The sequence below is a fragment of the Jiella soli genome, from assembly GCF_020615385.1.
Classification (GTDB): Bacteria; Pseudomonadota; Alphaproteobacteria; order Rhizobiales; family Rhizobiaceae; genus VKMB-3413.
Window position 1 is genome coordinate 12,008 of record NZ_JAJAVB010000024.1, and the last position, 25,833, is coordinate 37,840.

General features: G+C 66.3%; 21 protein-coding genes. 9 read left to right on the forward strand and 12 right to left on the reverse strand.

The genetic code is table 11. The annotated features are described in order from the left end of the window. Positions 1 to 15: 15 nt before the first annotated feature. The 5 genes from LH400_RS13605 to LH400_RS13625 form a co-directional block, all read right to left on the reverse strand. Positions 16 to 2,466: a putative bifunctional diguanylate cyclase/phosphodiesterase gene (locus LH400_RS13605; RefSeq protein WP_229153276.1), complete on the reverse strand. Its 2,451-nt coding sequence runs from the start codon at positions 2,464 to 2,466 to the stop codon at positions 16 to 18. Positions 2,467 to 2,741: 275 nt separating this feature from the next. Beyond that, positions 2,742 to 4,085: an NAD-dependent dihydropyrimidine dehydrogenase subunit PreA gene (gene preA / locus LH400_RS13610; RefSeq protein ID WP_229153277.1), complete on the reverse strand. Its 1,344-nt coding sequence runs from the start codon at positions 4,083 to 4,085 to the stop codon at positions 2,742 to 2,744. A gap of 60 nt (positions 4,086 to 4,145) precedes the next feature. After that, positions 4,146 to 5,522 (reverse strand): NAD(P)-dependent oxidoreductase, encoded by a 1,377-nt coding sequence (locus tag LH400_RS13615; protein ID WP_229153278.1) that lies wholly within the window; start codon positions 5,520 to 5,522, stop codon positions 4,146 to 4,148. 198 nt (positions 5,523 to 5,720) lie between these two features. After that, entirely contained in the window at positions 5,721 to 6,701 is a 981-nt protein-coding gene (gene dmeF, locus LH400_RS13620) for a CDF family Co(II)/Ni(II) efflux transporter DmeF (RefSeq protein ID WP_229153279.1), read from the reverse strand. A gap of 8 nt (positions 6,702 to 6,709) precedes the next feature. Beyond that, complete coding sequence (locus LH400_RS13625) at positions 6,710 to 6,976, reverse strand: metal-sensing transcriptional repressor (RefSeq protein ID WP_229153280.1); 267 nt, start codon at positions 6,974 to 6,976, stop codon at positions 6,710 to 6,712. A gap of 310 nt (positions 6,977 to 7,286) precedes the next feature. On the opposite strand from LH400_RS13625, the gene LH400_RS13630 reads away from it, so the two are divergent. Next, positions 7,287 to 8,021: a DUF4396 domain-containing protein gene (locus tag LH400_RS13630; RefSeq protein WP_229153281.1), complete on the forward strand. Its 735-nt coding sequence runs from the start codon at positions 7,287 to 7,289 to the stop codon at positions 8,019 to 8,021. 57 nt (positions 8,022 to 8,078) lie between these two features. Here LH400_RS13630 and LH400_RS13635 read toward each other — a convergent pair whose 3' ends face one another. Together LH400_RS13635 and LH400_RS13640 are read right to left on the reverse strand one after the other, a co-directional pair. Further along, on the reverse strand, positions 8,079 to 8,735 hold the full coding sequence (locus LH400_RS13635; RefSeq protein WP_229153282.1) for a DedA family protein: 657 nt from the start codon (positions 8,733 to 8,735) through the stop codon (positions 8,079 to 8,081). Between the two features lie 121 nt (positions 8,736 to 8,856). After that, positions 8,857 to 9,159, reverse strand: a complete 303-nt coding sequence (locus LH400_RS13640; protein WP_229153283.1) for a DUF982 domain-containing protein — start codon at positions 9,157 to 9,159, stop codon at positions 8,857 to 8,859. A 494-nt stretch (positions 9,160 to 9,653) separates the two neighbouring features. Here LH400_RS13640 and LH400_RS13645 point away from each other — a divergent pair, with 494 nt between their 5' ends. Together LH400_RS13645 and alr are read left to right on the forward strand one after the other, a co-directional pair. Beyond that, positions 9,654 to 11,141 carry a replicative DNA helicase gene (locus LH400_RS13645; RefSeq protein ID WP_229153284.1) on the forward strand — a complete coding sequence of 496 codons (1,488 nt, stop codon included), beginning with the start codon at positions 9,654 to 9,656 and terminating at the stop codon, positions 11,139 to 11,141. 49 nt (positions 11,142 to 11,190) lie between these two features. Next, positions 11,191 to 12,321, forward strand: a complete 1,131-nt coding sequence (gene alr, locus LH400_RS13650) for an alanine racemase (protein WP_370638389.1) — start codon at positions 11,191 to 11,193, stop codon at positions 12,319 to 12,321. Here alr and LH400_RS13655 read toward each other — a convergent pair. Beyond that, the gene (locus LH400_RS13655; RefSeq protein WP_229153286.1) at positions 12,314 to 12,634 is read right to left on the reverse strand and encodes a DUF1294 domain-containing protein; all 321 of its coding nucleotides are present in this window, start codon (positions 12,632 to 12,634) and stop codon (positions 12,314 to 12,316) included. The two genes, alr and LH400_RS13655, sit on opposite strands and share 8 nt — an antisense overlap. A gap of 186 nt (positions 12,635 to 12,820) precedes the next feature. Between LH400_RS13655 and radA the strand changes: the two genes are divergently transcribed. From radA to LH400_RS13675, 4 genes are all read left to right on the forward strand, one after another. Beyond that, positions 12,821 to 14,215 carry a DNA repair protein RadA gene (gene radA, locus LH400_RS13660; protein ID WP_229153287.1) on the forward strand — a complete coding sequence of 465 codons (1,395 nt, stop codon included), beginning with the start codon at positions 12,821 to 12,823 and terminating at the stop codon, positions 14,213 to 14,215. Between the two features lie 253 nt (positions 14,216 to 14,468). Then, positions 14,469 to 15,107: a CvpA family protein gene (locus LH400_RS13665; RefSeq protein ID WP_229153288.1), complete on the forward strand. Its 639-nt coding sequence runs from the start codon at positions 14,469 to 14,471 to the stop codon at positions 15,105 to 15,107. 120 nt (positions 15,108 to 15,227) lie between these two features. Further along, entirely contained in the window at positions 15,228 to 16,685 is a 1,458-nt protein-coding gene (gene purF, locus LH400_RS13670; protein WP_229153289.1) for an amidophosphoribosyltransferase, read from the forward strand. Between the two features lie 53 nt (positions 16,686 to 16,738). Continuing rightward, entirely contained in the window at positions 16,739 to 17,479 is a 741-nt protein-coding gene (locus LH400_RS13675) for an SDR family NAD(P)-dependent oxidoreductase (RefSeq protein WP_229153290.1), read from the forward strand. Positions 17,480 to 17,512: 33 nt separating this feature from the next. Here the strand turns inward: LH400_RS13675 and LH400_RS13680 are convergent, their stop codons facing one another. The 4 genes from LH400_RS13680 to LH400_RS13695 all read right to left on the reverse strand — a co-directional run bounded on the left by LH400_RS13680 (position 17,513) and on the right by LH400_RS13695 (position 24,446). Then, positions 17,513 to 18,331 carry a CDP-alcohol phosphatidyltransferase family protein gene (locus tag LH400_RS13680; RefSeq protein ID WP_229153291.1) on the reverse strand — a complete coding sequence of 273 codons (819 nt, stop codon included), beginning with the start codon at positions 18,329 to 18,331 and terminating at the stop codon, positions 17,513 to 17,515. Then, positions 18,331 to 19,029 carry a phosphatidylserine decarboxylase gene (locus tag LH400_RS13685; RefSeq protein ID WP_229153292.1) on the reverse strand — a complete coding sequence of 233 codons (699 nt, stop codon included), beginning with the start codon at positions 19,027 to 19,029 and terminating at the stop codon, positions 18,331 to 18,333. The genes LH400_RS13680 and LH400_RS13685 overlap by 1 nt, the downstream gene beginning before the upstream one ends. Before the next feature lie 245 nt (positions 19,030 to 19,274). Next, the gene (locus tag LH400_RS13690; RefSeq protein WP_370638390.1) at positions 19,275 to 21,221 is read right to left on the reverse strand and encodes an ABCB family ABC transporter ATP-binding protein/permease; all 1,947 of its coding nucleotides are present in this window, start codon (positions 21,219 to 21,221) and stop codon (positions 19,275 to 19,277) included. Between the two features lie 240 nt (positions 21,222 to 21,461). Beyond that, positions 21,462 to 24,446 (reverse strand): LysM peptidoglycan-binding domain-containing protein, encoded by a 2,985-nt coding sequence (locus LH400_RS13695; protein WP_229153293.1) that lies wholly within the window; start codon positions 24,444 to 24,446, stop codon positions 21,462 to 21,464. Between the two features lie 489 nt (positions 24,447 to 24,935). Between LH400_RS13695 and LH400_RS13700 the strand changes: the two genes are divergently transcribed. After that, the gene (locus LH400_RS13700) at positions 24,936 to 25,289 is read left to right on the forward strand and encodes a hypothetical protein (protein WP_229153294.1); all 354 of its coding nucleotides are present in this window, start codon (positions 24,936 to 24,938) and stop codon (positions 25,287 to 25,289) included. A 190-nt stretch (positions 25,290 to 25,479) separates the two neighbouring features. Next, on the forward strand, positions 25,480 to 25,668 hold the full coding sequence (locus LH400_RS13705) for a hypothetical protein (RefSeq protein WP_229153295.1): 189 nt from the start codon (positions 25,480 to 25,482) through the stop codon (positions 25,666 to 25,668). The last annotated feature ends 165 nt before the right edge of the window (positions 25,669 to 25,833 follow it).

The following is a 25,833-nucleotide window of genomic DNA, read 5'->3' on the forward strand; positions in this document are numbered from 1 at the left end:
GGAACTTCCCTGGCCTCAGGCGGCGTTGACGGCCCGCATGCCCGGCTTCGTCAGCGACGAGAACTCCCCATCCCAGCGACCGGCGATCTCGGACAGCATCTGCGGAAGCTCGCCGGCCGGACGCGGCCGCGAGAAGAAATAGCCCTGCATCTCGCGGCAGCCCTCGTTGAAGAGGACCTGCATTTGGTCGGAGGTCTCGATACCCTCGGCGATGACCTTCATGCCGAGCGCGCGCGACAGGCCGATGACCGAGCGAACGATCGCGATGTTCTCCGGCCGCGCCATGTCGCGGACGAAGGACTGGTCGATCTTGATCTTGTCGAACGGGAACCGGCTGAGATAGCCGAGCGAGGAATAGCCGGTTCCGAAATCATCCATCGAGATGACGAGGCCGCGACGGCGGAAGTCGGTTAGGATCGACAGCACCTTGTCGCTCTCGTCGAGAAACAGGGATTCGGTCACCTCGATCTGGAGGCGGGCCGGAGACAGGCCGGACTTCGCCAGCGCGCGGTTGATGTCGGCGAGCAGCGTGGGGCTCTTGAACTGCACCGGCGAAAGGTTGACCGAGACGGTCAGATCCGAGGGCCATCCGGCAGCCTGGCGGCAGGCTGTCTCCAGACACCAGATGCCGAGCCTGTCGATCAAGCCCGTCTCTTCGGCGAGCGGGATGAAGATTGCCGGCGAGATCATGCCCTTCTCCGGATGCCGCCAGCGCAGCAGCGCTTCGAAACCGCTGACCCGGCCGGCCCCGGCGTCGACGAAGGGCTGGTAGAAGAGCTCGAACTGATCGCGTTCGAGCGCGACCTGAAGGTCGAGTTCCATCTCGCGCCGCTGCTTGAGCTTCTGGCGCATCGACGGGTGGAAGATGCGAAAGGCGCCGCGACGGTCTTCCTTCGCCTTGTAGAGGGCGAGGTCGCAGTTCTGCAGGATGATGTCGGCACTCATCTCGCCACCGGCCGCCTTGATCGGGACGGTATGCACCAGCCCGACGCTGGCGCTTGCGAAGATGCGGCGTCCGTCGACCTCGAAGGGATGCTCGAAATCCGCCATGATCTGCTCGCCGAGCTTCAGCGAGTCTTCCGGCGAGCGGGCCTGCTGGGCAATGATCGCGAACTCGTCGCCGCCGAGCCGGGCGACCGTCGCGCGGCTTCCCATCAAGGCGACGAGGCGACGCCCGCATTCCTTCAGGAGCGCGTCGCCGACCGGGTGGCCATAGGTGTCGTTGATCGACTTGAAGTTCCGGATGTCGAGAACCGCGACGGTGAAGGCGTGGCGCGCCTTCACGAGGAGCCGGTCGAGTTCCTCGCCGAAGCAGCGGCGATTGGGCAGATCCGTCAGGCCGTCGTGACCGGCGAGATGTTCCAGGCGCTTGGAGATCTGCTGCTTCTCGGTGATGTCCTCGAAGGTGATCAGAAGCCCCTTCTCGGGCATGCCCCGGCGCTTGACCTCCATGACGGCCCCAGTCTCCAGCTCGTGCAGATGGACCGCCGTCTCGTTTTCCTGCAGCGGCACGATCAGCCGCGGATCCTGGATGAACTTGCGCGCCAGCGTTCCGGCGGGATGGGAGCCGAAATAGTCGACGAAGACCTCGTTGCAGACGACGAGCCGCTTCTGGCCGTCGAGCATGCAGAGTGCCTGCGTCATGTTGTTGAGCGCGGCGGCAAGCTGGTCCTGCTGCACCGCCAGTTGTCCCGACAGAAGATCGGTCTTCTCGGCCAGGGTCGATTCCAGGATCTCGCACCGGTCCTGCATCTCGGCGAGCGCTTCCAGCACGTTGCGGACTTCCCGCGGTCCGAAGGGGACGATGGGCGTGTCCAGAACTCCGGCCGCCAGGGAACGGGCGGTGTCGGTCAGGTGTCTCAGAGCCCCGCCGACGGAACGCGAGAGGAAGACGAAAAAGGCCGAGAGCGCGACGAACACCGAGACGGCGCCCGCGCCGGTGAGGATCATCGCCGATCGGATCGACTGGTCCGCATCGCCTTTCAGACCCTTCATGTCGTCGCGCATGATGCCGAGCGTCTCGTTCATGGACAACGAGATGCGCTTGAGCTCGCGCAGAACGGTCTGGTCCGAGAGGTGGCCCTGCGCAGTGGCGATCAGGCTCAGCGGATAAAGGACGGCCCGGAGCGCCTTCTGCGCCTGCGGCGTCAACTGCGACAACAATACGTTTTCGACATCGGCGTTGAGCGAAGACACCGTGACGAGGAGCATTTCCAGCTGAGCCCCCTGGAGGATCGAGCGCTGCTCGCCTCCCGTCTTCTCCATGGCGACTTCCAGGCGCGCGCGCAGGCTGTCGGCGTTGCTCTTGGCCATCTGCAGGCGGCTGAGCGGATCGATCCCCTCGTCGTAGAGTTGCCGCACGATGTCGAGCGATGCGATCTGCGAACTGTAGGAGAACAGGCCGAACGCACCGGTGAGTAACGCGAATACGATGCTGCCGACGAAGAGTCTGAGCCTGATCGACATTACGCGTCTTTCATGTCCCGCACTGTTTCTGGCGGTCGAGAAGGTCTGAACCGCAGTCCGTTTCGATCATGAACGCAACCGGTTACCTGCCCGTTACGATCGCGCAAATCGTTGAAAGGAAAGCGCTCGGGAATTCGGTAAGGATCGAGGTCATGCGCCCCGGATATTCTTGCGCCGCCCGAATCGGTTGCGCGGCAGGCGGCGCTGCCTCACCGAAGCGGCCTCTGCGGCCGCCGCGCAGTTCTGTCCTCGACGACGAGGCCGGCCGAGGCCCCCTACTCGGCGGCGTCCGGAAGATCGACCGGTTCGGGAGCGAACTGCATGGCCTCGACGGCCATCGGATTGTTCGGATGACTGGTCCAGTTGCCGTAGCTGTCGGGGATAGGCTTGCCGGTCCGCGGGTCGACACCGGAGATCCGCTCCATGGTGATGCAATCTTCGACCGGGCAGACATTGACGCAGAGATTGCAGCCGACGCATTCGGCATCGATCACCTCGAAATGCCGGACGTCGTCGACCATGCTGGTGATCGCCTGATGCGAGGTGTCCTCGCAGGCAATATGGCAGCGCCCGCACTTGATGCAGAGCTCCTGGTCGATCCGCGCCTTGGTGACGTAGTTGAGATTGAGGTACTGCCAGTCCGTCACGTTCGGCACGGCGCGGCCGCGGAAATCCTCGATGGTGGCGTAGCCCTTCTCGTCCATCCAGTCCGAAAGGCCGGAGATCATCTCCTTGACGACCTTGAAGCCGTAGGTCATCGCCGCGGTGCAGACCTGCACATTGCCGGCGCCGAGCGCGATGAACTCGGCGGCGTCCCTCCAGGTCGTGATGCCGCCGATGCCGGAGATCGGCATCCCCCTCGTCTCGGCATCGCGGGCGATCTCGGCGACCATGTTGAGCGCCATCGGCTTGACGGCCGGGCCGCACATCCCGCCATGCGAGCCCTTGCCGTCGATCGTCGGGGTCGGCGCGAAATTGTCGAGGTCGATCGACATGATCGCCGAGACCGTGTTGATCAGCGACACCGCATCGGCGCCGCCCTTCCTGGCAGCGCGAGCCGGATAGCGGATGTCGGTGATGTTGGGCGTCAGCTTGACGATCACCGGCAGCCTCGAATGCTCTTTGCACCAGCGGGCGACCATCTCGATATATTCCGGGACCTGGCCGACGGCCGATCCCATGCCGCGCTCGCTCATCCCGTGCGGGCAGCCGAAGTTGAGTTCGACCCCGTCGGCTCCGGTCTCTTCGACCAGCGCAAGGATCTTCTGCCAGGGCGCTTCCTCGCAAGGCACCATCAGCGATACCACCACCGCCCGGTCCGGCCAGTTGCGCTTGACCCGCGCGATCTCCTCAAGGTTCGTGTCGAGGGCGCGATCGGTGATGAGCTCGATGTTGTTCAGCGCCAGGAGCCGGCGGTCCGGCCCCCAGACGGCGCCGTAGCGCGGGCCGTTGACGTTGACCACGGGCGGATCCTCGCCGAGGGTCTTCCAGACGACGCCGCCCCAGCCCTGCTCGAAGGCGCGTTGGACGTTGTATTCCTTGTCCGTCGGCGGGGCGGAAGCCAGCCAGAACGGGTTCGGCGAGGCAATGCCGATGAAGCTTGTCGTCAGATCGGCCATGGCTCACGCTCCTTGTTCAGGCGAAACTGTGTCTGGATCCAGAAACATCGGCCACGGAGTTCACTCCGCCGCGACCTTCTCCACCGCCGTCAGCGCCGCGTGAATGTCGAACGCCGCGATCTTGCCGTCCTCGACGGCGACGACTGTCAGATCCTCGCCGCCTGCAATGCAGTCGCCGCCGGCCCAGACGCCGTCGAGCGAGGTGCGGCGCGCAGCGTCGACCCTGATGCGGCCATGCTCAAGCGCGATCCCCTCGCCTTCGCCATCCGTGCCGTCGGGCAGGAACGCCTGGCCGATCGCCTTGAACACCTGGTCCGCCTCGATCGTCACGCTTTCGCCGGTCCCGACCAGCCGGCCGTCCTCGCCGGCGACAGTACGCTCCAGCTCGATGCCGACGACATGGCCGTTCTCCGTCAGGATCCGCTTCGGCTGGAGATTGCAGCGGATGTGGACGCCGCGCGTCGCGGCCACCTCCTGCTCGTAGCGGCTGGCGTTCATCGCCTCGCGCCTGCGCCGATAGGCGATCGTCACCTCCTCGGCGCCGAGAGCCTTCGCCTGCACGCCGGCGTCGATCGCCGTCATGCCGCCGCCGATGACGACCACCCGGCGGCCGACCGGAAGGTCCGAGAGATCCCGCGTCTGGCGAAGATCCGCGATCCAGGCGACCGCGTCATGCGAACCGGAATGCGTCTCGCCGTCGGTACCGAGCGCGTTGACGCCGGCAAGGCCGAGACCCAGGAACACCGCGTCGAAATCGCGCCGGAGATCGGACAGGTGGATATCGCGGCCGAGCGCCTTGCCGGTCTGTAGGTCGATGCCGCCGATCTTCAGGACGAAGCCGGCCTCGGCCTGAGCGAAGTTCTCGGTCGCCTTGTAGGCGGCGATGCCGTACTCGTTGAGGCCGCCCGGCTTTTCGCGTGTGTCGTAGAGCGTCACCGCGTGCCCCAGCATCGCCAGCCGGTGCGCACAGGACAGGCCCGCCGGCCCGGCGCCGACGACCGCGATGTGCTTGCCCGTCGGCGCTGCCCGCTTGAAGGGATGCTCTCCCGTCTCCATCACCCGGTCGGTCGCAAAGCGCTGCAGCATGCCGATCTTCACCGGCTTGCCCTCCGCCACTTCGCGCACGCAGACCTCCTCGCAAAGGGTCTCTGTCGGGCAGACGCGGGCGCACATGCCGCCGAGGATGTTCGCCGAGAGGATCGTCTTCGCCGCGCCGATCGGATTGCCGGCCTGGATCTGGCGAATGAAGAGCGGGATGTCGATCGTGGTCGGACACGCCTGCATGCACGGCGCGTCGTAGCAGAAATAGCAGCGGTCCGCCTCGACCAGCGCCTCGTGAGCTTCGAGCGGCGGATGCAGGTCCGAGAAGTTCCTTGCCAGCGCGTCGGCGTCGAGCCGTCTGGCTCGGATGTCTGGGCGGCTCGCAGTCGTCGACATCAGGCGATCATCCCCTCCTGAAACCGCAGCCTGCAGCCGGTTCGACCGGCACGGCCGCGCATCCTGTGGATTAGAATGATCCCAGTTTTTCAGAAGGTCAAATTTTTTATCGTCTGGTCAGGATTTTGCCGACCGCTGGTCTCGGCCGGCCGAAACCGCGGCGGCGGCGGCCAGCGTCACCGGACAGCCCTTCCGCCTTCAGCCATGCACCACTTCGACGCTGAGGTGGGACAGCCCGCGGACATGGCGCAGCTTCTGCTTGTAGACGTGGGGATGCTGCGGTGCGTCCGAGACAATTGACACGATCGCGGCCAGATGGCCGGGACCCACCCGCCACAGATGAAGGTCCGCGACGCGGTCTTCCCCACTCTCGATCCCCGTTCGGATGGCCTCGGCCGTGTGCCGGTTCGGGACGACGTCGAGAAGCACGGCGCCGCTGTCCTTGAGAAGCGAGAATGACCACCGGGCAATGACGGCCGCCCCGAGAAGCCCCACCAGCGCGTCCACCCAAACCTGTCCGTAGATCCAGCCGGCAACGAGACCGAGGATCGCGAGGACGGAGGTCAGCGCATCGGCAAGAACATGGAGATAGGCGGCGCGAAGATTGCGGTCGTCATGGTGCTCATGCCCAGCGGGACCATCCGCATGAGCGTGGGCGGCCGCGCGGTCCGGACCGAGAGCGTGGCGATGATTGTGATCGTCGTGGGGATGATCGTGGCCATGGCCGTGATGATGCAGGAGAGCGGCGCTGATGAGGTTCACCGCGAGGCCGACCGCCGCGACGAGGATCGCCTCCCCGAAACGGATGCTGATCGGATGGATGATCCGCATGACCGCCTCGAAGGCGATCCCGGCGGAAAAGACGGCGAGGATGATCGCGCTGGCGAAGGCGGCAAGGTCCCCGAACTTGCCCGTGCCGAAGGTGAAGCGGCGATCGTCGGCATGTCGCCGCGCCAGGAGATAGGCGAGAGCGGCAATCAGCAGCGCGCCCGCATGGGTCGACATGTGCACCCCGTCGGCGAGCAGCGCCATCGAGCCATAGGCAAGGCCGGCGACGATCTCGACGACCATCATCACCGCGGTGAGCGCGATCACCATCCAGGTCCGCCGCTCGTTGCGCTCGTGATCGCCCCCGAGAAAGACGTGGTCGTGAGCGGCATGATCGAGTTCGAGTGCCATGGCGATCCTCACAAATACTTCGTGATTTCCCGGAATTCGGCGAGGAGGCGCCGGGTCTCCTCGTTCGCTGCGCCCGACGCCTCGACCAGATGATGGTCGATATGATCGTGGATCAGCAGGCGCTTCGCCTGCTCGAGCGCCCGCACCACCGCCTGGATCTGTTGGGCGATCGCCAGCGCGTCGCGGCCGTCGTCGACCATCCGCACGACGCTCGACAGGTGGCCCTCGGCGCGCTTCAGGCGCTTGCGCAGTTCCGGATCGGTTTTGTGGCTCATGAGCTATCCTATCCCCCTGGTGGGGATACGGCAAACTCGTCCCTTTCTGATTTTCGCGGCTCGCAGCCGCCGCATGACCAAGAGCGTCGGTCGCTTGGAAGTGGGATGGGCTGGATCTTCTCCGCCAGCAGAATCCCTTGCCGGCTCGCGATTCTTGGAACCAAGCCTTGTCGCTGACCTTCCCACAACTGGAGACCGGCCGAGCCGAGGGCTGTGAGGGCGCAAGACGCCGCGCGGCTTTCGACCAAGATGGCCGGCAGGAGCGAGGCTCCGTGCCTTGCACCGACGATCGGCCCAGCAAGGAGAGATCATGATTCCCGAATGGCTTCACATCCTGGCGATCACGATGCTCATTATCGGCTTCGCCTCCGCCGCGGTCATTCTCGCGGACGTCGTCCGTCATCCCCAACACATGTCGATCATGAACGTCGTCTGGCCCGTCACCGGTCTCTACGCCGGGCCGCTCGCGCTCTGGGGCTACTGGACCTATGGCCGGCTCGCCCGCCATGAAGTCGCGCATGCGGCGATGAAGCGCGACGAGGAGATGCCGCACAAGAAGCTAACGCCGTTCCCCGTCAAGGTCGGCAAGGGCGCGACGCATTGCGGCGCCGGCTGCACGCTTGGCGATATCGTCGCCGAATGGCTGGTCTTCATCGTCCCGGCGATCGCCATCTGGTTCGGCTACGAGAGCATCTTTTCCGAGAAGATCTTCGCAACCTGGATCGTCGACTACATCCTCGCCTTCCTCTTCGGCGTCGGCTTCCAGTATGCGACCATCGTGCCGATGCGCGGCCTGTCGCCGGGCAAGGGGATCATCGAGGCCGTGAAGGCCGATACGCTGTCGCTGACCTCGTGGCAGCTCGGCATGTACGGCTTCATGGCGATCATGCATTTCTGGATCTTCGGCGCGATCCTCGGCGTGAAGCTCGAGGTGAACATGGCCGAGTTCTGGGCGTCGATGCAGATCGCGATGATCTGCGGCTTCCTGACCGCCTATCCGGTCAACTGGTGGCTGATCCGCAAGGGGATCAAGGAAGCGATGTAGCGGCTCTGGTTTTCGTGCCGATGTCAGACGACCGGCGGTCTCGAGGGTCGGCCGGAATCACCGCATCGTCGCGATCAGCGGCCCTGGAAAGGCGAGATCGGCGCGCGCCGCCAGTTCCCTTTCATGGCGGCGGAAGAACAGGAGGCCTCCGAGCGCCGCCAGGACCCCGAGCGCCAGCAGGCCGAAGCCCATCGGGGCGGCCATGCGCCTGATCGCCTCGCCGAAGAAAAACGCGCCGAAGCCGTAGATCCCGGCCCAGCAGACGCCGCCGAGAGCGTTCATCAGGAGAAACTTCGCCCAGCGCATGCGGTTGGCGCCTGCGAGCAGGGCCGCGAAGGCTCTCAGGAAGGCGACGAAGCGGCCGAAGAAGACGATCTTTCCGCCATGGCGCAGGAAAAGATACTGTCCGATCTTCAGCCGAGGCTCGGTCATCCGGACATATCGGCCATAGCGGAGCAGAAGGCGGAAGCCGATCGTCCGGCCGATAGCAAAGCCGATATTGTCGCCAATGACGGCGCCCAAGGCGGCAACGGCAACCACGAGAGCGATGTCGATCTCGTGGGTCGCGCCGGCAAAGAGAGCGGCTGAGATCAGCGCGGTCTCGCCCGGCAGCGGCAGGCCCATGCTCTCCATCATGACCAGCCCGAACACGAGCCAGAGACCCCAGGTCTGGACGAGGTCCTGCAGCGACGCACTCGAGAGGAAATGCAGCATCCCGCCGCTCTACAAGATCTCCGTCGCAAAGTCCTGTGTCAGAGCGCGGTGGGCCGGGCGCAGATCGAAGGATGTGAGGCTGATCGCCGGCCGGCGACGCCTGCCCCGGACACGGGAGCCGTCACGCGGGGACGTGGCCGCCACCGCGGCGGCCGGCGGACATCCACGCGATCGCCCTCAGCGGATCTTCCAGAATCCCGGCGCGACGCGCGAACTGTTCGAAGCCCCTCTCGACGACCGCGACCGGTTTGCGACCGCCCTGAACATCGTAGCAGGCGCGCAGCAGCGTCTCGGCCAGAAGGTCGTGCCGGGTCTCGGTCCAGTCGAGCAGAAAGTCGACTGCATCTCCTGTGGACGCAATTTCCTGAACGAGATGCCGGCCGGAGCGCACGAGCAGCGGCGAAGCGAAATCAACGGAGCCCATTGTCTCTCCCTTGGATGAACGACATCGATTTCACAATAATGGCGCTGCGGATGGCCGCAGCCGCGGTCGATATGGAAGCCGGCAGGACCTGAATCAAGATTGGCGAAACGGGGAGGATGAGGGCTTTTGATCCGCGTTTCGGCCGCATGCGACCACCGCCTCGAAGCGGAGCGGTTCGATGCCGATGATCCGCCCGGATCGGAACCCGCAGCGCGTTATTGGTCGGGCCCTTCGCGACCGACCGAGAGAACCTTCCGACGCCTCAAGGCAGCCGCTTCGAAGATGCTTCCCGCAGCGATCGTCGCGGATGCCGCAGGATCCTAGTTTACGCGCAGTCCGATACGCACGTTTTCCCCAGAATTATCCCCACGACGTTCCACTCTCCACAGCCCCGGCCCAGGCTCGGACTGCCGGCCTCCGGACGCCCTATGACAACTGCCGGGGCTGGTGTAGTCAGACCGGATTCGGAAATCTCGACGGCATGGGGCACGGGCATGGCGGATGCGGCGCGCAAGTATGAAGAGGAGGCGGCGCTCTATCGGGAGGCGCCGGCCAATATCGAGGCGGAGCAGGCCCTTCTCGGCGCGATCCTCGTCAACAACGACGCTTATTACGTCGTCCACGACTTCCTGAAGCCGGACCATTTCTTCGAGCCGCTGCACCGGGAGATCTTCGCCAAGACGAGCGAGATGATCCGGATGGGCAAGATCGCCAATCCGGTGACGGCGAAGACCTTCCTGCCCGCGAACGACAAGGTGGGCGAGCTGACGGTCGCCCAATATCTCGCGCGTCTCGCCGCCGAGGCGACGACGATCATCAACACGCTCGACTATGGCCGCGCGGTCTACGATCTGGCGCTTCGGCGCAACCTGATCCGCATCGGCGAGGACATGGTCAACATCGCCTTCGACGCGCCGCTCGACATGGAGCCGAAGCTCCAGATCGAAGACGCCGAGCGGCGCCTGTTCGAACTCGCCGAGACCGGCCGCTACGACGGCGGCTTCCAGTCCTTCACCGACGCCGTCACCCTTGCCGTGCAGATGGCGACCGCGGCGAAGGACCGCGACGGCGGCCTTTCCGGCGTCTCGTCCGGCATCATCGGCCTCGACCGGCGGATGGGCGGGCTGCAGCCCTCCGACCTCATCATCCTCGCCGGCCGCCCGGCCATGGGCAAGACCTCGCTCGCGACCAACATCGCCTTCAACATCGCCGCCGCCTACGAGCCCGCCGAACAGGCGGACGGCTCCTTCAAGGCCAAGAACGGCGGTGTCGTCGGCTTCTTCTCGCTCGAAATGTCAGCCGAGCAGTTGGCGACGCGCATCATCTCGGAGCAGACCGAGATCTCCTCCTCCAAGATCCGCCGCGGCCACATCAACGACCAGGAACTCGTCAAGCTGATCGCCTGTTCGGAGACGATGCAGAAGCTGCCGCTCTACATCGACCAGACCGGCGGCATCTCCATCGCCCAGCTCGCGGCCAGAGCCCGCCGCCTGAAGCGCCAGCGTGGCCTCGACGTCATGGTGATCGACTACGTCCAGCTGATGCAGGGCTCGTCCAAGGCATCGGCGCAGAACCGGGTCCAGGAGATCACCGAGATCACCACCGGCCTCAAGGCGCTGGCCAAGGAACTGCACGTCCCGATCATCGCGCTGTCGCAGCTCTCGCGCCAAGTCGAGTCGCGCGAAGACAAGCGCCCGCAGCTCTCCGACCTCAGAGAATCCGGTTCCATCGAGCAGGACGCCGACGTCGTGCTCTTCGTCTATCGCGACGAGTACTACCTCTCGAACCGCGAGCCCAAGCAGGGAACCGATGAGCATCTGAAGTGGGAGCAGGCGATGAACGAGGCGCGGGGCAAGGCCGAGGTGATCATTGCCAAGCAGCGCCACGGTCCGACGGGCTCGGTCCCCCTCGCCTTCCAGTCGGAATACACCCGCTTCACCGATCTCGCCGACGAGACCTATCTGCCCGAACGGTTCGAGTAGGGCGGCCATGCATCCGGCGCCTCTTCCCGCCCGTCCGCGCCGCGAGCGAATGCCGTCGGTCACGATCGACAGCGCAGCCCTGCGGGCGAATTGGCGCACCTTGGCGAAGCGCAATCCGGCCGCGCGCACCGGCACGGCGGTCAAGGCCGACGGATACGGCCTCGGCGCGGCGGGCGTTTCCACATCCCTCCATGAGGCCGGCTGCCGCGACTTCTTCGTCGCCTGGGCCGAGGAAGGCGCGGCGGTGCGCAAGGCTCTCGAAGCCGCCGGCCAGGGTGATGCCCGGATCTACGTCCTGCAGGGACTGGAGCCCGGCACTGTTCCGATGCATCTCGCCGAGGGTCTGATCCCGGTCCTGTCGACGCCGGACGATATCGCGGTCTGGCGCGAGGGTCTTTCGGTCGCGCAGGCCGAAGCCCCTGCCGCGTTGCAGCTCGAAACCGGAATGAACCGGCTCGGTCTCGCCGAAGAGGACGCCGAGGCGGGGGCCGAGCTCGTGCGGGAGCGGGAACTCGATCTCTGTCTGGTGATGAGCCACCTCGCCTCCGCCGACGAACCGTCGAACCAGAGCGCGAGGCAGCTCGCCCGGTTCCGGGAGCTTTCGGCGCTCTTTCCGGGCGTGCCGCGCTCGCTGGCAAATTCCGCCGGCTGTTTCCTCGGCCCCGACTACACCTTCGACCTCACCCGGCCCGGCATCGCGCTCTATGGCGGCTCGGCTGGTCCCGCATCCGAAGGGCTGATCCGCCCGGTCGCCACGCTGAGCGCGGCGGTTCTCCAGATTCGCACCGCGAAGGCCGGCGAGGCGGCGGGCTACGGTGCGGCGGCAAGGCTCACCCGCAACACCCGCATCGCCACTGTCGGCCTCGGCTATGCCGACGGTTATCCCCGCGCCGCCTCCGGAGCCGGCGTGCCACTCCGCGAAGGCAGGCCCGGCGCAGAGGCCTTCGTCGCCGGGCATCGCGTGCCGGTGCTCGGCCGGGTGTCGATGGACCTGACGCTGCTCGACGTCACCGACGTGCCGGAGGATGCGGTCGTGCCGGGAACGCGGGCCGAGTTCTTTGGACCGAACATCGCGATCGACGACGTAGCCAAGGCGGCGGGGACGATCGCCTATGAGCTGCTGACGGGGCTCGGCCCCCGCGTTCTCAGGCTGTCCGCGGAAGAGGCCGCGATCAGTTGATCAGCCAGTCCACCGCTTGGCGGATGGGTTCTTTTCCAAGCGTGACGAGGACGATCGCGAGACAGACCAGGACGATCAGCTGCATTCCAGCGATCAACAATAGCCGGCTTCGGAACGGCTCCTTCTGGGTCTTGTGGCGAATGAGCCGCTGGGCGCCGATCGCGCCGAGCGTGCCGCCGAAGAGCGCGAGCCGCAGGAGAGTGGCTTCCGGGATCCGACGCCGGCCGGCCCAGGCCTTCGCCTTGTCGGAGACGAATGCCAAGAAGGCGGCGCAGTTGATCGCTACAAGAAACAAACCGATCCCAAGCGCCATGGGTCATCTCCGTCCGGATCCCAAGGTTGACAGAGATTCGTTAAGCGGATGATGAGCACGCCCCACTCGATCGAGCTCTCGACACCGCAATGAAGGCAAACCGGCGGCTCCGCCCGTCGCCGGTGAGCACAGGCCCGTTTCTGCTTTGTTCTTGACAACGCCAGCAACGGGAAGGACAGACATGTCATGGCCAAATCGAAGCTCACCTTTATCTGCCAGAACTGCGGCGCGGTCTACACGCGCTGGCAGGGCAAGTGCGACGCCTGCGGCGAGTGGAATACGATCGTTGAGGAAAACGCTTCGGGCGGCATTGGCGGCGGGCCGATGCGGGGCTCGCGGCGCAAAGGGCGGCCCTCGGCGCTCCTGCCGCTCTCCGGGGAGATGGAAGAGGCGCCGCGCATCGTCTCCGGCATCGCCGAGCTCGACCGGGCAACCGGTGGCGGCATCGTGCGCGGCTCGGCGATCCTCATCGGCGGCGATCCCGGCATCGGCAAGTCCACGCTTCTGATGCAGGCAGCCGCCGCCCTCGCCCGGCGTGGCTCCAGCGTCGTCTATGTCTCCGGCGAGGAAGCCGTCGCCCAGGTCCGGCTGCGCGCCCAACGGCTGAAGGCGGCCGACACCGACGTCCAGCTGATGGCCGAGACCAATGTCGAGGACATCCTCGCGACGCTGGCCGAGGCGCGGCGGCCGGATCTCCTGATCATCGATTCCATCCAGACCCTGTGGTCGGACCTTGCCGAGTCGGCGCCGGGCACGGTCACCCAGGTTCGCGCCGGCGTGCAGGCGATGGTCAAATACGCCAAGTCGAGCGGCGCCGCCGTCATCCTCGTCGGCCACGTCACCAAGGACGGGCAGATCGCCGGACCGCGGGTGGTCGAGCACATGGTCGACGCGGTGCTCTATTTCGAAGGCGAAGGCGGCCATCACTTCCGGATCCTGCGGACCGTGAAGAACCGCTTCGGCCCGACCGACGAGATCGGCGTCTTCGAGATGGGCGATGCCGGCCTGAGGGAGGTCGCGAACCCCTCCGAACTCTTTCTCGGCGAGCGCAATGCCAAGGCGCCGGGCGCGGCGGTCTTCGCCGGCATGGAAGGCACCCGCCCCGTGCTGGTCGAGATCCAGGCTCTGGTCGCTCCGTCCGCGCTCGGCACCCCGCGGCGCGCGGTCGTCGGCTGGGATCAGCCCCGGCTCGCCATGGTCCTCGCGGTGCTCGACGCCCATTGCGGCGTGCGGCTCGGCCAGCACGACGTCTATCTGAATGTCGCCGGCGGTTTCCGCATCTCCGAGCCCGCCGCCGATCTCGCGGTCGCGGCGGCGCTTGTCTCCTCGCTGTCGGGCGCGGCGCTCCCCTCCGACTGCGTCTATTTCGGCGAAGTCAGCCTCTCCGGCGCCGTCCGTCCCGTGGCCCATGCCGGCCAGCGGCTGAAGGAGGCGGAAAAGCTCGGCTTCGGGCAGGCCGTGCTGCCCTCCGCGAGCGCCGAACTGCCCCGCACGCGCGAGATGAACGTCGCCGAGATCGAGGCGCTGCCGGACCTCGTGGCGCGGGTTGCAGCCGGCGGCGGACGGAGCGGCGAGGCGTGACGATCCGGCCCGCCCCGAGAGGACCCCGATCGACGATATCCTCGCCCGGCTTTCGTGGCGTACGGAACGGCAGCAAGGGCGCCTCGGCACCGACCGCAGCCCTCGGCCGAGCCTCCGCGGCCTCGACATGGGCATTGAGCTTTCGGCCCTGTGGTGCAAATGTCGATGCCACTAGTGAAAATTTGACGGCAAGGCGCTATGGCCTTGGGGCCGGCACTCGGGCGGCCCACGATTCGACATGGAAGCGATCACGATGACCGTAACCCTTCTCGACGCCATCCTCTTCGCCATCATGCTGGTGTCGGCCCTGCTTGCCATGGTGCGCGGGTTCTCCCGCGAAGTGCTGTCGGTGATCTCCTGGCTCGTGGCGGCGGCCGCGGCCTTCTTCTTCTATAAGCCGCTGACGCCCTATGCGGCCGAGTACATCCACTCGGCGACGGTCGCCATGGCGGCCTCGGCGGCGGCGATCTTCATCGTCACGCTGATCATCGTGTCCTTCATCACGCTCAGAATCGCCGACTTCATCATCGACAGCCGCATCGGCGCCCTCGACCGTGTCCTCGGCTTCATATTCGGGGCGGTGCGCGGCCTGCTGCTGGTCGTCGTCGCAATGCTGTTCTTCAACTGGCTCGCGCCGGAAAACCAGCCGACCTGGATCGCCCAGTCGCGCTCCAAGCCGATCCTCGACGACCTCGGCCAGCGCCTCGTCGCGGCGCTGCCGGAAAATCCCGAGCGGCTGATCCTCGACCAGATCGACACACTGAAGGAAGGCGACGGGACCGAGGCTCCGGTGGGCGATGCGGCCGGCTCTCCGCCCTCCGACGACCCCACCTCGATCGAGGACGCGATCAACGGCGGCGGCACCGCGCAGCCGGGCGCCGCGGCCAATTGATCGCCGGCGCGCCGCCCCGCATGCCCGGACCGTTCGCAATCCGGGGCTCGCGGGCGCGCGAGAATGCCTATATAAGGCCAGGCTTCAGCGACACAGGGCCGCTGCGAAGCGGACATGATCATGGATGAGACGCCGTTTGGCGACGACACGCTGCATGAGGAATGCGGCGTTTTCGGCATTTTCAAGCGCACGGACGCTGCGGCGGTCGTCACGCTCGGCCTGCACGCGCTGCAGCACCGCGGCCAGGAGGCGGCCGGGATCGTCTCCTTCGACGGCACGCAGTTCCACGTCGAGCGACATGCGGGCCTGATCGGCGACACCTTCACCAAGCAATCGGTCCTGGAACGCCTGCCGGGCGAGTCGGCGATCGGCCACACGCGCTACGCCACGACCGGCGGCGGCGGCCTGCGCAACGTCCAGCCGTTCTTTGCCGAGCTTTCCGCCGGCGGGTTCGCGGTGGCCCACAACGGCAACATCACCAACGCCCTGACGGTGCAGCGCGAGCTGCAGCGGCGCGGATCGATCTTCTCGTCGACCTCCGACACCGAGACGATACTCCATCTCGTCGCGACCAGCGCGGCGCGGCTGTTCAACGACAAGGTCATCGACGCCCTGTCGCGCCTCGAAGGCGCGTTCTCCTTGGTCGGGCTGTCCTCGACGACGATGATCGGCGTGCGCGATCCTCTCGGCATCAGGCCGCTGGTGCTGGGGGAATTCGAGGGCTCGCCGATCCTCGCCTCGGAGACCTGCGCGCTCGACATCATCGGCGCCGAGTTCGTTCGCGATATCGCGCCGGGCGAGATGGTGATCATCTCGCAAGACGGCATCGAATCGATGTTCCCCTTCCAGGCGCGCCGGCCGCGCTTCTGCATCTTCGAATATGTCTATTTCGCCCGCCCGGACTCCACCGTGGAGGGGCGCAACGTCTACGACATCCGCAAGCGCATCGGCGTCGAACTCGCCCGCGAAAGCGGAACCCCTGCCGATATCGTCGTGCCCGTGCCAGATTCCGGCGTGCCGGCGGCAATCGGCTACGCGCAGGAGGCGGGCCTGCCCTTCGAACTCGGCATCATCCGCAACCACTATGTCGGGCGCACCTTCATCCAGCCGACGGATTCGATCCGGCACATGGGCGTCAAGCTCAAGCACAATGCCAATCGCCGGACGCTGGAGGGCAAGCGAGTCGTCCTCGTCGACGATTCGATCGTGCGCGGCACAACCAGCCAGAAGATCGTCCAGATGGTCCGCGAGGCGGGTGCGGCGGAAGTCCATATGCGCATCGCGTCGCCGCCGACGCGGGCGAGTTGCTTCTACGGCGTCGATACGCCTGAGAAGGCAAAGCTTCTGGCGTCGCGGATGACGGTCGAGGAAATGGCCGAGTTCATCCAGGTGGATTCCCTCGCCTTCCTGTCGATCGACGGGCTTTACCGTGCCGTAGACGAGCCGTCGCGCAACAAGATGATGCCGCAGTTCTGCGACGCATGCTTCACCGGCGACTACCCAACGTCTCTGACCGATCAGGACGGCGCGGGGGCGGACAATGTGCGCCAGCTGTCGCTACTCGGCGGCGCCGGATGATCCGGGGAAAGACACCCGAAATGCCTGCACGGCCAGATCGATAGACGGACAACATGACTCAGCGCCTGAAGGACAAGATCGCCCTCGTCACCGGCGCCTCGCGGGGCATCGGTTACCAGATCGCCAAGCAGCTCGCTGCCGAGGGCGCGCACGTGATCGCGCTCGCCCGCACCGTCGGCGGGCTCGAGGAACTCGACGACGAGATCAAGTCCGCAGGCGGTTCGACGACCCTCGTGCCGCTCGATCTGACCGACATGAGCGGGATCGACCGGCTCGGCGGCGCGATCCACGAACGCTGGGGGCGGCTCGACGTCTTCGTCGCCAATGCCGGAATGCTGGGCGTCCTCGCGCCGATCGGCCATATCGAGGCGAAGACCTTCGAACTGACCATGGATGTCAACGTCAACGCCACCTGGCGGCTGATCCGGTCGGTCGATCCGCTGCTGCGGAAGTCGGAGGCCGGGCGCGGCATCGTCATGTCGTCGGGCGCGGCCCATTCGGCCAAGGCCTATTGGGCGCTCTACGCCGCGAGCAAGGCCGCCTGCGAGGCATTGGTCCGCTCCTGGGCCAACGAGACGATGAACACGCCGCTCAAGGTCAATTCGGTCAACCCCGGCGCTACCCGCACCGCCATGCGCAAGCTCGCAATGCCCGGCGAGGATCCCAAGAGCCTGCCGACGGCGCGGGAAGTCGCGGCAAAGATCGTTCCCCTCGCCTTTCCGGACCTGACCGAGACGGGCAAGCTGTTCGACGTGCGCGAGAATCGCTTCCTCGACTATCGCGATCCGGCATAGCGCATCCGGGGACCAACCGGGGCGCCTAGCGGCTCAGGGCATCTCCGAGGCTCGCCCCTCACGCCTCGCCCGCGCCTGGAACGCGCGCACCGAGAAGACGATCGAGACGAGATAGGCGAGCATGGTGAAGGTCAGCGTCACCCAGAAAAAGCTGAGCAACACCGCCACATAGAGCACCATCGCCATGATGATAGGAATGGCGGTGTCGCGGGGCACGCGGATGCCGACGCCCTTGCCCGACCATGTCGGCAGTCGACTCGACATCAAGAGGCCGATGAGCACGAGATAGACGCTGGCTACCCCGGCCGTGATTTCCGGCAAGCCGAAATCGAGGCCGGAAAAGCTGAGATAGGTGGGAAATAAGGCCAGGGCGGCGCCGGCCGGAGCCGGCACGCCCACGAAGAAAGCGGTCTGCCATTTCGGCCGGTTCGGATCGTCGAGCATCGTGTTGAAGCGCGCGAGACGCAGTGCGCAGCCGGTGGCATAGAGCAACGCGGCGATCCAGCCGAAGGGTCCGGCCTCGTGGAGCGTGTAGGCGTAGAGCACGAGGCCCGGCGCCACGCCGAAATTGACGATGTCTGCCAGCGAATCCATCTCGGCGCCGAACCGGCTCTGGCCCTTGAGCAGACGCGCGACGCGCCCGTCGATGCCGTCGAGGACGGCCGCGCCGAGCACCATCATGACGGCGAGCTCGAAGCGCCCCTCGAAGGCGAGCCGCACCCCCGTCATCCCGGCGCAAATCGCCAGGATGGTGATCAGGTTCGGCACGATCCTGCGAAACGGGATCCGTCGGCGGCCGGGCGTGTCCGGCGCATCGGGCTCGAAGGGTGGGAAGGGCGACTCGAGGCCCATCAGTCACGCCTCGCCGGCCAGGACGCCAGGTGCTCGCCGAATTCGGCAAGGATCGTCTCGCCGGCGACGGCCCTTTGCCCTTCGGCGACACGCGCCCGCGCCCCTTCCGGCAGGTAGACGTCGAGGCGCGAGCCGAAGCGGATCAGTCCGAAGCGTTCGCCGGCCTCGATGCGGTCCTCGACCTTGTTCCAGCAGACGATGCGCCGAGCGACGAGGCCGGCGATCTGGACGACGCCGATCTCGCCCTTGGGGCCGTCGATGACGATCCCGTTGCGCTCGTTGACCTCGCTCGCCTTGTCGAGCTCGGCATTCTTGAAGGCGCCCTCGCGATAGGCGATGCGCGCGATGCGTCCGCGCATCGGCGCCCGATTGATGTGGCAGTCGAAGACGTTCATGAACACCGAAATCCGCAGCATCGGATCGGTTCCCAGATCGAGCTCCGCCGGCGGCAGGACATGGCCGACGAGGGAGACGTGCCCGTCGGCCGGGCTGACGACGAGATGGTCGGCGACCGGCGTCACGCGCTCGGGATCGCGGAAGAAATAGGCGCACCAGACCGTCAGGATCAGGAAGATCCAGAACAGAGGCTGCCAAAGAAAGCCAAGCACGACCGCAATGACAAAAAATCCGGCAATGAAGGGATAGCCGGCGCGGTGGACGGGAACGAGTGCATTCCGGATGGAGGTGAAGATGTGCACGGGGGCTGGTTTCCTCGCGAGATGTCTTTTGTTTCCGCCGGACCGGCGGTTGCAGCGGTATGTAGGGATCAAAGGCGTTTCACGAAACGCCTTTCCGGGCAAATGCCGATGATAACCCGCGTGCGAGGCTTGCGGAGGCGCTGGTCAGAGCCCTCCCGCCGCCGATTGCGCACCGCCCAGCTTCGGAAGGGCTCCACCGGGCGCGACCCAGGGAAGCGCCCGCCGGACCGGGGGCCGGCACAGGATCAGACTTCCTGCGGCCGCCGGCGCTCGATGACGCCCATCTCGTCGGCCGCACGGGCGCGCCGTAGCGCCTCCTCGGCCTCCGTCGCCTCCCGCTGCATCGCCCACATCTCGGCATAGAGGCCGCCGGCCGCAAGCAGTTCACGATGCGAGCCGCGCTCGACGATTTCGCCGGCCTTCAGGACCAGGATCTCGTCGGCGCCGATAATGGTCGAAAGACGGTGGGCAATGGTCAGCGTCGTGCGCTCGCGCGAGACGAGGTCGAGCGCCGACTGGATCTCCTGTTCGGTGTGGGTGTCGAGCGCCGAGGTCGCCTCGTCGAGGACGAGGATCGGCGGCGCCTTCAGGATCGTTCGGGCGATCGCGACGCGCTGCTTTTCGCCGCCGGAAAGCTTCAGGCCGCGCTCACCCACCATCGCGCCGAACCCGTCCGGCAGGTCGCGGATGAAACCGGCGATCTGGGCGAGTTCCGCGGCCCGCACGACCTCCGCCTCATCGGCGTCTGTGCGCCCGTAGCGGATATTGTAGGCGATCGTGTCGTTGAAGAGGACGGTGTCCTGCGGAACGATCCCGATCGCCGCGCGCACCGATTCCTGCCGCACGCCGGAAATGTCCTGGCCGTCGATCAGTATGCGCCCGCCCTGCACGTCGTAGAAGCGGAAGAGCAGCCGCGAGATGGTCGATTTCCCGGCGCCGGACGGGCCGACGATCGCCACCGACTTGCCCGGAGGAACTTCGAAGGAGATGCCCTTCAGGATCTGCCGGTCCGGATCGTAGCCGAAGCGCACGTCCTCGAAGCGGATTGCGCCGTTGGAGACGTTCAACGGCGGCGCAGCCGGCCGGTCCTTCACCTCGGCGTCAACTTCCAGAAGCGAGAACATCTCCTCGATATCGGTGAGCCCCTGGCGGATCTCGCGATAGACGAAGCCGATGAAGTTGAGCGGCACGGAGAGCTGCATCAGCATGGCGTTGATGAAGACGAAGTCGCCGAGGGTCTGCGTGCCGGCGCGAACCTCCATCGCCGACATCGTCATGGTGATCGCCATGCCGACGCCGAAGATCACGCCCTGGCCGAAATTCAGCCAGCCGAGCGAGGTCCAGATCTTGGTGGCGGCGACCTCGTAGCGGGCCATGGACCGATCGAAACGCTCGGCCTCCATCGCCTCGTTGCCGAAATATTTCACCGTCTCGAAGTTGAGCAGCGAATCGATCGCCTTGGTGTTGGCGTCGGTATCGGACGCGTTCATGTCGCGCCGGATGCCGATCCGCCAGTCGCTCGCCTTGATGGTGAACCAGCCATAGAGCCAGACCGTCGCGGCGATGACCGCCAGATAGAGGATGCCGTAGGAAAAGCCGAAGATCAGCGCGACGAGCGCGAATTCGAGGATGGTCGGCAGCGTGTTGAGGATCGTGAAGCGGACGATCGCCTCGATCCCCTTGGTGCCGCGTTCGATGATCCGCGACAGTCCGCCCGTACGGCGCTCCAGATGAAAGCGCAGCGACAGCCGGTGCATATGGGTGAAGGTCTTGTAGGCGAGCCGGCGCACGGCATGCTGGCCGACGCGGGCGAAGAGCGCGTCGCGCAACTGGTTGAGCCCGACCGAGACGACGCGGGCGATGTTGTAGGACACGACCAGCGTGATCGCACCGGTCAGGATCAGCGGCAGAATGCCGATCGCCGAATTCGACCCGTCGAGCGCGTCCGTCGCCCATTTGTAGAAATAGGGGACGCCGACCGTCAGGAGCTTCGCCAGCACCAGGAAGAACGAGGCGTAGATGACCCGCCATCTAAGGTCGGGCCGGTCCGAGGGCCACATATAGGGCCAGAGATTGACGAGGGTCGACAGCGTCGCACCACTGTCGCCCGAAACTGGTTGTTTCTTGGAGACGGCCAATCTGTTCCTTTCCTGCGACCCTGCCTCGGACGGGGCCAGTCGCCTCTCATGCATCGGCCCGCCACCGTGACGTCGGCCATCCTATCCGGAGCAGCACCCGCAAGGATTGGTGCCGTACCCCCGCGAAAGGCAAAGGCCGCAACGTCGCGGCCTTGCCAATATCCAGTTCGTGTGACCCGGCCGTGTCCGCCATTCCGATAAAGGCAAAGACGTTGGAGACAGGCGGTCGCGGCACCGCCGAACTCGAGGGATTGGCCGAGTAAGGCGATCGTCGCGCCTCCGTCCCGCGCCCGGTCAGTCGGCGACGACGGGGCCGGGAGCCGCTGCTGGGGATGCCTGCTCGGCCGGCTGGTTTTCCGGCATCCGGAAGACCTGCCCCGGATAGATCAGGTCCGGATTGCGGATCTGATCCCCATTGGCAAGATAGATCACCGTATACCGGTTGCCATGGCCGTAAGTGTCGCGGGAGATGCGCCACAAGGTGTCGCCCTTGCGAATGATCACCCGCCCACGGGCCGTTGCAAGCCGCGCCTGCCGGCGAACCGTCACGCCATCCTCAAGATCCTCCTCGGGCGGATCCGCAGCAGCCATATCCGGCGCCTGCAACGGGTTCGCGTCCGCCTGCCGCGATGCGACGGCTTCCGGCTGGGCGGTCGACGGATCGGCCCGAGCGTCACTCCCCGATTGCGCGAGCGGCTGTTGGGGCGAAGCGGCGGCAGCGGGATCTTCATCAGCGGACGCGGTGTCCGGCGCGCCAGATGCGGCGGTGTCGTCGTCCTGCGAAGCGTCGGGAGCGGAGGTCTGCGCGGGATATCCCGAGGCGGCCTCGGCCCCTCCAGCCGAATACGCCGCTATCTCCGACGGTCCTTTGGCCTCAGAATTCGGCGCGCCCGTCTCGTCGGCCCCCGCGCGTTGGCCCTCGGTCATTGAAGCCGATCCGCCCGAAGACGGGAAGCTGGAGCGAGGTTCTGGCGCCCCGTCCTGCCTGCCGGCGGTCGGATCAGCCGCGCTTTCCTCGGCCGCGGATGCCTCCGGCCGGGAAGCCGTCGCCGGCGAAGCGGGTAGCGGCTCAGTCCCCGCGACGGCCGGGCCGGCAGCCGCATCCGGCAGCACTCCATCCCGCGCACTGTCCGCCGTCGGCGACCGCGAGGCGGTCTCGGCCGAGGACGCGTCGGGCGCCCTGGATGCTTGAGAAGATCCCGGTCCAGAAGCCGTGCTCGGCGACCCCGCTGCTTCGGTCTCGTTGACGGCCTGCATGGTTTCGCCGGATGTCGAAGGCTCGCCGGTGGTCGAGGTGTTCGGCTGCGGGACGGCAACGTCCTCGACGGCCGGGTTTGTCTGCTCTGCGGTCGCATCTGCACCTGTCGCCGATCCGGTCGGCGTCTCCGCCGCAGCGCTGGCGGCGGCCGTTCCCGCCGTCTCGGTTCCCTCGGGTTGAGGAGCGGCCCCTGCCCTGGCCACATCCATCCCGGCGCCGTCGCGGGCCTGCGGCTTTGCCGCTTCGCCCGGCTGCGAAGTCTGCGATGCTGCCGCACCGTCTCCGGCGGTTTGTGCCGCAGCGACGGATCTCGCCTCTCCGTCGGCGGAAGACGCGTCTTTGACGTCAGGCGTGCCATCCGATCCGAGAGCGGTCTGCGGGGCCGCCGGCGCCGACATGTCCGAAGCCCCGCCCGCCGGATCGGGGCGCGGCGCGACCGCCGCGACCTCGCCGCCTTCCGGCCGGAAGAACGGAACTTCGACGCGCGCCGACACGCCGCCGCCCGGCTTCAGCTGGTCCGCCCGGACCAGATGATCCCCGACCACAAGCGGATGATCGGCCGAGACGAGGAAGCGCTCTTCGGCGTCGGCCCGGCTCGCGGCCAGGAAGACATTGTCGACATAGACCCGAACGGTCGCACCCGAATCGGCCGCGCCTGCGATGAAGATGCGCCCGTTATCGATCTCGACGGCCTCGACACGCAGCCGCGGCAAGGTCGCCTCCGGCGCGGACACACCGGCCGAGGCTGCGTCATCCGCCGCCGTGCGGGGAAGCATCACGACTTCATTTCCGGCCGGTGATGTCACAGTCTCCGCCGAGGCCTTGTCGGACGGCTTCGAAGTCAGGGGAAGATCTGCATCTGCGGCATCTGCGCCGTTTTGCTGCCCTGCAGGCTTTGCAGCCGATGGCGACACCATCTCGCGCGCCTTTGGCAGTTCGACCAGCTTTGATGGCGCATCAGGCGAATCGATCATCGCCAGCAGATCGTCGGCGCGGCCGGCCAGCGGAATGGAGACGATCGCCGCCTCGCGGGAAATTTTCGTATTGCCGGCCTCGTCGGCCGAATGGATGCGAATTTCGTGCTCGCCGGGCGGCAGCGGGCGATCGAGGACGATGGCGAACTCGCCGTCCCGATTGGCCTTGTCGCTGCCGATCGTCCGTCCGCCGTCGCGCAGCATCACGCGGCTGCCCGGCGCGGAGCGGCCCGCGACGACGGTCGAACCGTCCGGCTCGACCCGCAGGAGATCGAATTGCGGCTCGTCGCCCTTCGGCCCGGACGCAGATGCCGGATCGCCGCCGATGGCTGCTTGGCCGGCGGTCAAGGGCAAAGCCGTCTCCTCCTGGGGAGCCGCTGCAGGCTTTTTGCCATCGACTTCGGGAGTGGATGCTCTGGCTGCCGGCAGTTCCGCATTCTCGGCAGGCTGCGGCGCCGCGGCTTTCGCGTCTTCCTGCGCTGCCGCATCGGCGGGTCGCGGCTGCGTGTCACCCTCCGGCAGGACGCCGTCGCGCGCCTCGCCCGGGAGACGGGCCGGCTCCGGACTGCCAGGCATTGCCTCGACAGCCGCCATGTCACCGGGCTCGCGATCTGCCTCGCCCTTCTCCGAGGGGAGCGGCTGCGACATGTCCTTCGCCGCGCCCTTGTCGCCGGACACGACGTCGCCGGCCTGATCGGTCGGAGCCTGCGGCAAGGCGGAAGCTTCCGTGCCGCCGTCTGTCGCGGCCGGTTGGGAAGCCTGTTCCGCCACGCCCTGCCCCGGCTCCGACGGCTCCTGCTGCGGGCGGGTAACGCCCGCCGGTCGATCGGCGCCGGACCTGGATGCGCCGGCAGATGTGCCGCCATCCGCGGGAAGCGCGAGATCGTCGCTGCGGGTGGAAAGAGTCGCGACTTCGCGTCCGTCCCCGCCGGAGTTCGCCTTGGAAATTCTCAGCTTTTCGCTGGCGAGCATGTCCCAGTATCCGGCGGCAATCGCCACCAGAATGAAGAGACAAAACAGGACGACACCAAGGGCTCTACGTTGCATCGATCAGCTCGAAAGGACGGCGCCGCGCTTCCGTCAAGATATGGATTTCATCAAAGACATGCGAGCTTTAGCGAAGCTGCGCATTTCTCACAAGCGAGGCCGGGCGACCTGCCGTCACCAAGGGAGAAAACGTTGCCGCGATCATAGCATCGCTCGTGCACTGTTGCGCTTGGACGACGCGCTCGCGCTCCGGCAGGATGCCGCTGCCTCCCTGCTGCAACCTCTGCCAACGACCCACTTCTCCCTCAGCGTCACCGCCTTCTCCTGAAAGAACTTCTCTATCGCCCCATTCGATTGCCGCATCGTTTTATGCCATCAACACCAGTCGAACCCACCGCTGTGCGCGGCAAAACGCAAGGCGACTGCTCGACTCATGTCTCGGCATCTCGCCGACCCCGCAAAAATTCATGGCAGCCATGCCGTTGTGCGCTGCAGCATGGATGTCTACCTTGTGCTTCGGGAGATCGCTTTATTGAACAGGAGTTCGCCATGACCATGAAGACCATCGCCGCTTTCCTCGCCGCGGGCCTTCTCGGCGTCGGTACTGCACAAGCCGAGGATCTCCGGCCGGAGGCGGCCAGGAGCATCGCACTCGAAAACGTCTCGGGTGCTGCCTACTACACGATCGAAGAAGACGGCTTCCGCGTCGTCACCACGCTCAGCGCCGGCGAGGCGTCGACGCCCATTCGCTTCGTCTCGACGCTGGCCGACGGCCAGAGCGTGACGATGCAGATTCCGTCCAGGGTCGGACAGTCGTCGCGCGACCTGACGATCCGCCGGACCGGCGACCACGTCGACGTCACCGCCGGACGCGACCTGCGCGCTTCCGCCCTGATCCAGTGATTTGGCGCGGCTGGGGCTTTCGCGCCGGCGCAAGCCCCAGCCCGTTCGGCGCGAGCGCCCAAGCGCTCGGCCCCCTTTAAGAAGCCAAGGAGAGCGCTCACGCGCTCTTCAGACATTGTCCGGTACACGGCCCGTTGCGAGAAGCCGACCGAGGCATTACAGCCGGTCAAACAACGCAAGAAGGTCGAAGATGTCGGAAAAGTCTAAGCGCTACGTGGCACTGGAAAGTGCCCACGGGCAGATTGTCGTGATCATCCCCTTGATGGTGACTCACATCGCCAGCCGAGGCGCGAGCGAGGCCGACGTGTTTTTTGTCGGCGGAGCCTCCGTCCCCGTGAAGGGCAGCGCCGAGGGGACCGCCGAGGCGATCTTCGGCTGAGCCGAAACAATGAAGCTTGTCGGGGGCCGTTAAACGCGGCCATCGGCCTTGGAGGGTGCCGGATGGTCCGATCCGGAGCGTCGGTGCCGTCCCTCGAAACCATTCGACCAATGTCCGGTTCGAAAGATCGCCCGGAAGACATTGGTTCGATTGCGTTCTTTAATA

What these genes read in the sequence shown, in the direction of transcription:
- purF (WP_229153289.1), top strand. Translation starts at nt 15,228, where the DNA reads ATGGATGAGACGCCGTTTGGCGACGACACGCTGCATGAGGAATGCGGC.
- LH400_RS13615 (WP_229153278.1), bottom strand. Translation starts at nt 5,522, where the DNA reads ATGTCGACGACTGCGAGCCGCCCAGACATCCGAGCCAGACGGCTCGAC.
- LH400_RS13605 (WP_229153276.1), bottom strand. Translation starts at nt 2,466, where the DNA reads ATGTCGATCAGGCTCAGACTCTTCGTCGGCAGCATCGTATTCGCGTTA.
- LH400_RS13700 (WP_229153294.1), top strand. Translation starts at nt 24,936, where the DNA reads ATGACCATGAAGACCATCGCCGCTTTCCTCGCCGCGGGCCTTCTCGGC.
- LH400_RS13655 (WP_229153286.1), bottom strand. Translation starts at nt 12,634, where the DNA reads ATGGCGCTTGGGATCGGTTTGTTTCTTGTAGCGATCAACTGCGCCGCC.
- LH400_RS13690 (WP_370638390.1), bottom strand. Translation starts at nt 21,221, where the DNA reads ATGCATGAGAGGCGACTGGCCCCGTCCGAGGCAGGGTCGCAGGAAAGG.
- LH400_RS13635 (WP_229153282.1), bottom strand. Translation starts at nt 8,735, where the DNA reads ATGCTGCATTTCCTCTCGAGTGCGTCGCTGCAGGACCTCGTCCAGACC.
- LH400_RS13630 (WP_229153281.1), top strand. Translation starts at nt 7,287, where the DNA reads ATGATTCCCGAATGGCTTCACATCCTGGCGATCACGATGCTCATTATC.
- dmeF (WP_229153279.1), bottom strand. Translation starts at nt 6,701, where the DNA reads ATGGCACTCGAACTCGATCATGCCGCTCACGACCACGTCTTTCTCGGG.
- LH400_RS13675 (WP_229153290.1), top strand. Translation starts at nt 16,739, where the DNA reads ATGACTCAGCGCCTGAAGGACAAGATCGCCCTCGTCACCGGCGCCTCG.
- LH400_RS13640 (WP_229153283.1), bottom strand. Translation starts at nt 9,159, where the DNA reads ATGGGCTCCGTTGATTTCGCTTCGCCGCTGCTCGTGCGCTCCGGCCGG.
- LH400_RS13680 (WP_229153291.1), bottom strand. Translation starts at nt 18,331, where the DNA reads ATGGGCCTCGAGTCGCCCTTCCCACCCTTCGAGCCCGATGCGCCGGAC.
- LH400_RS13645 (WP_229153284.1), top strand. Translation starts at nt 9,654, where the DNA reads ATGGCGGATGCGGCGCGCAAGTATGAAGAGGAGGCGGCGCTCTATCGG.
- LH400_RS13695 (WP_229153293.1), bottom strand. Translation starts at nt 24,446, where the DNA reads ATGCAACGTAGAGCCCTTGGTGTCGTCCTGTTTTGTCTCTTCATTCTG.
- LH400_RS13705 (WP_229153295.1), top strand. Translation starts at nt 25,480, where the DNA reads ATGTCGGAAAAGTCTAAGCGCTACGTGGCACTGGAAAGTGCCCACGGG.
- LH400_RS13625 (WP_229153280.1), bottom strand. Translation starts at nt 6,976, where the DNA reads ATGAGCCACAAAACCGATCCGGAACTGCGCAAGCGCCTGAAGCGCGCC.
- alr (WP_370638389.1), top strand. Translation starts at nt 11,191, where the DNA reads ATGCCGTCGGTCACGATCGACAGCGCAGCCCTGCGGGCGAATTGGCGC.
- radA (WP_229153287.1), top strand. Translation starts at nt 12,821, where the DNA reads ATGGCCAAATCGAAGCTCACCTTTATCTGCCAGAACTGCGGCGCGGTC.
- LH400_RS13665 (WP_229153288.1), top strand. Translation starts at nt 14,469, where the DNA reads ATGACCGTAACCCTTCTCGACGCCATCCTCTTCGCCATCATGCTGGTG.
- preA (WP_229153277.1), bottom strand. Translation starts at nt 4,085, where the DNA reads ATGGCCGATCTGACGACAAGCTTCATCGGCATTGCCTCGCCGAACCCG.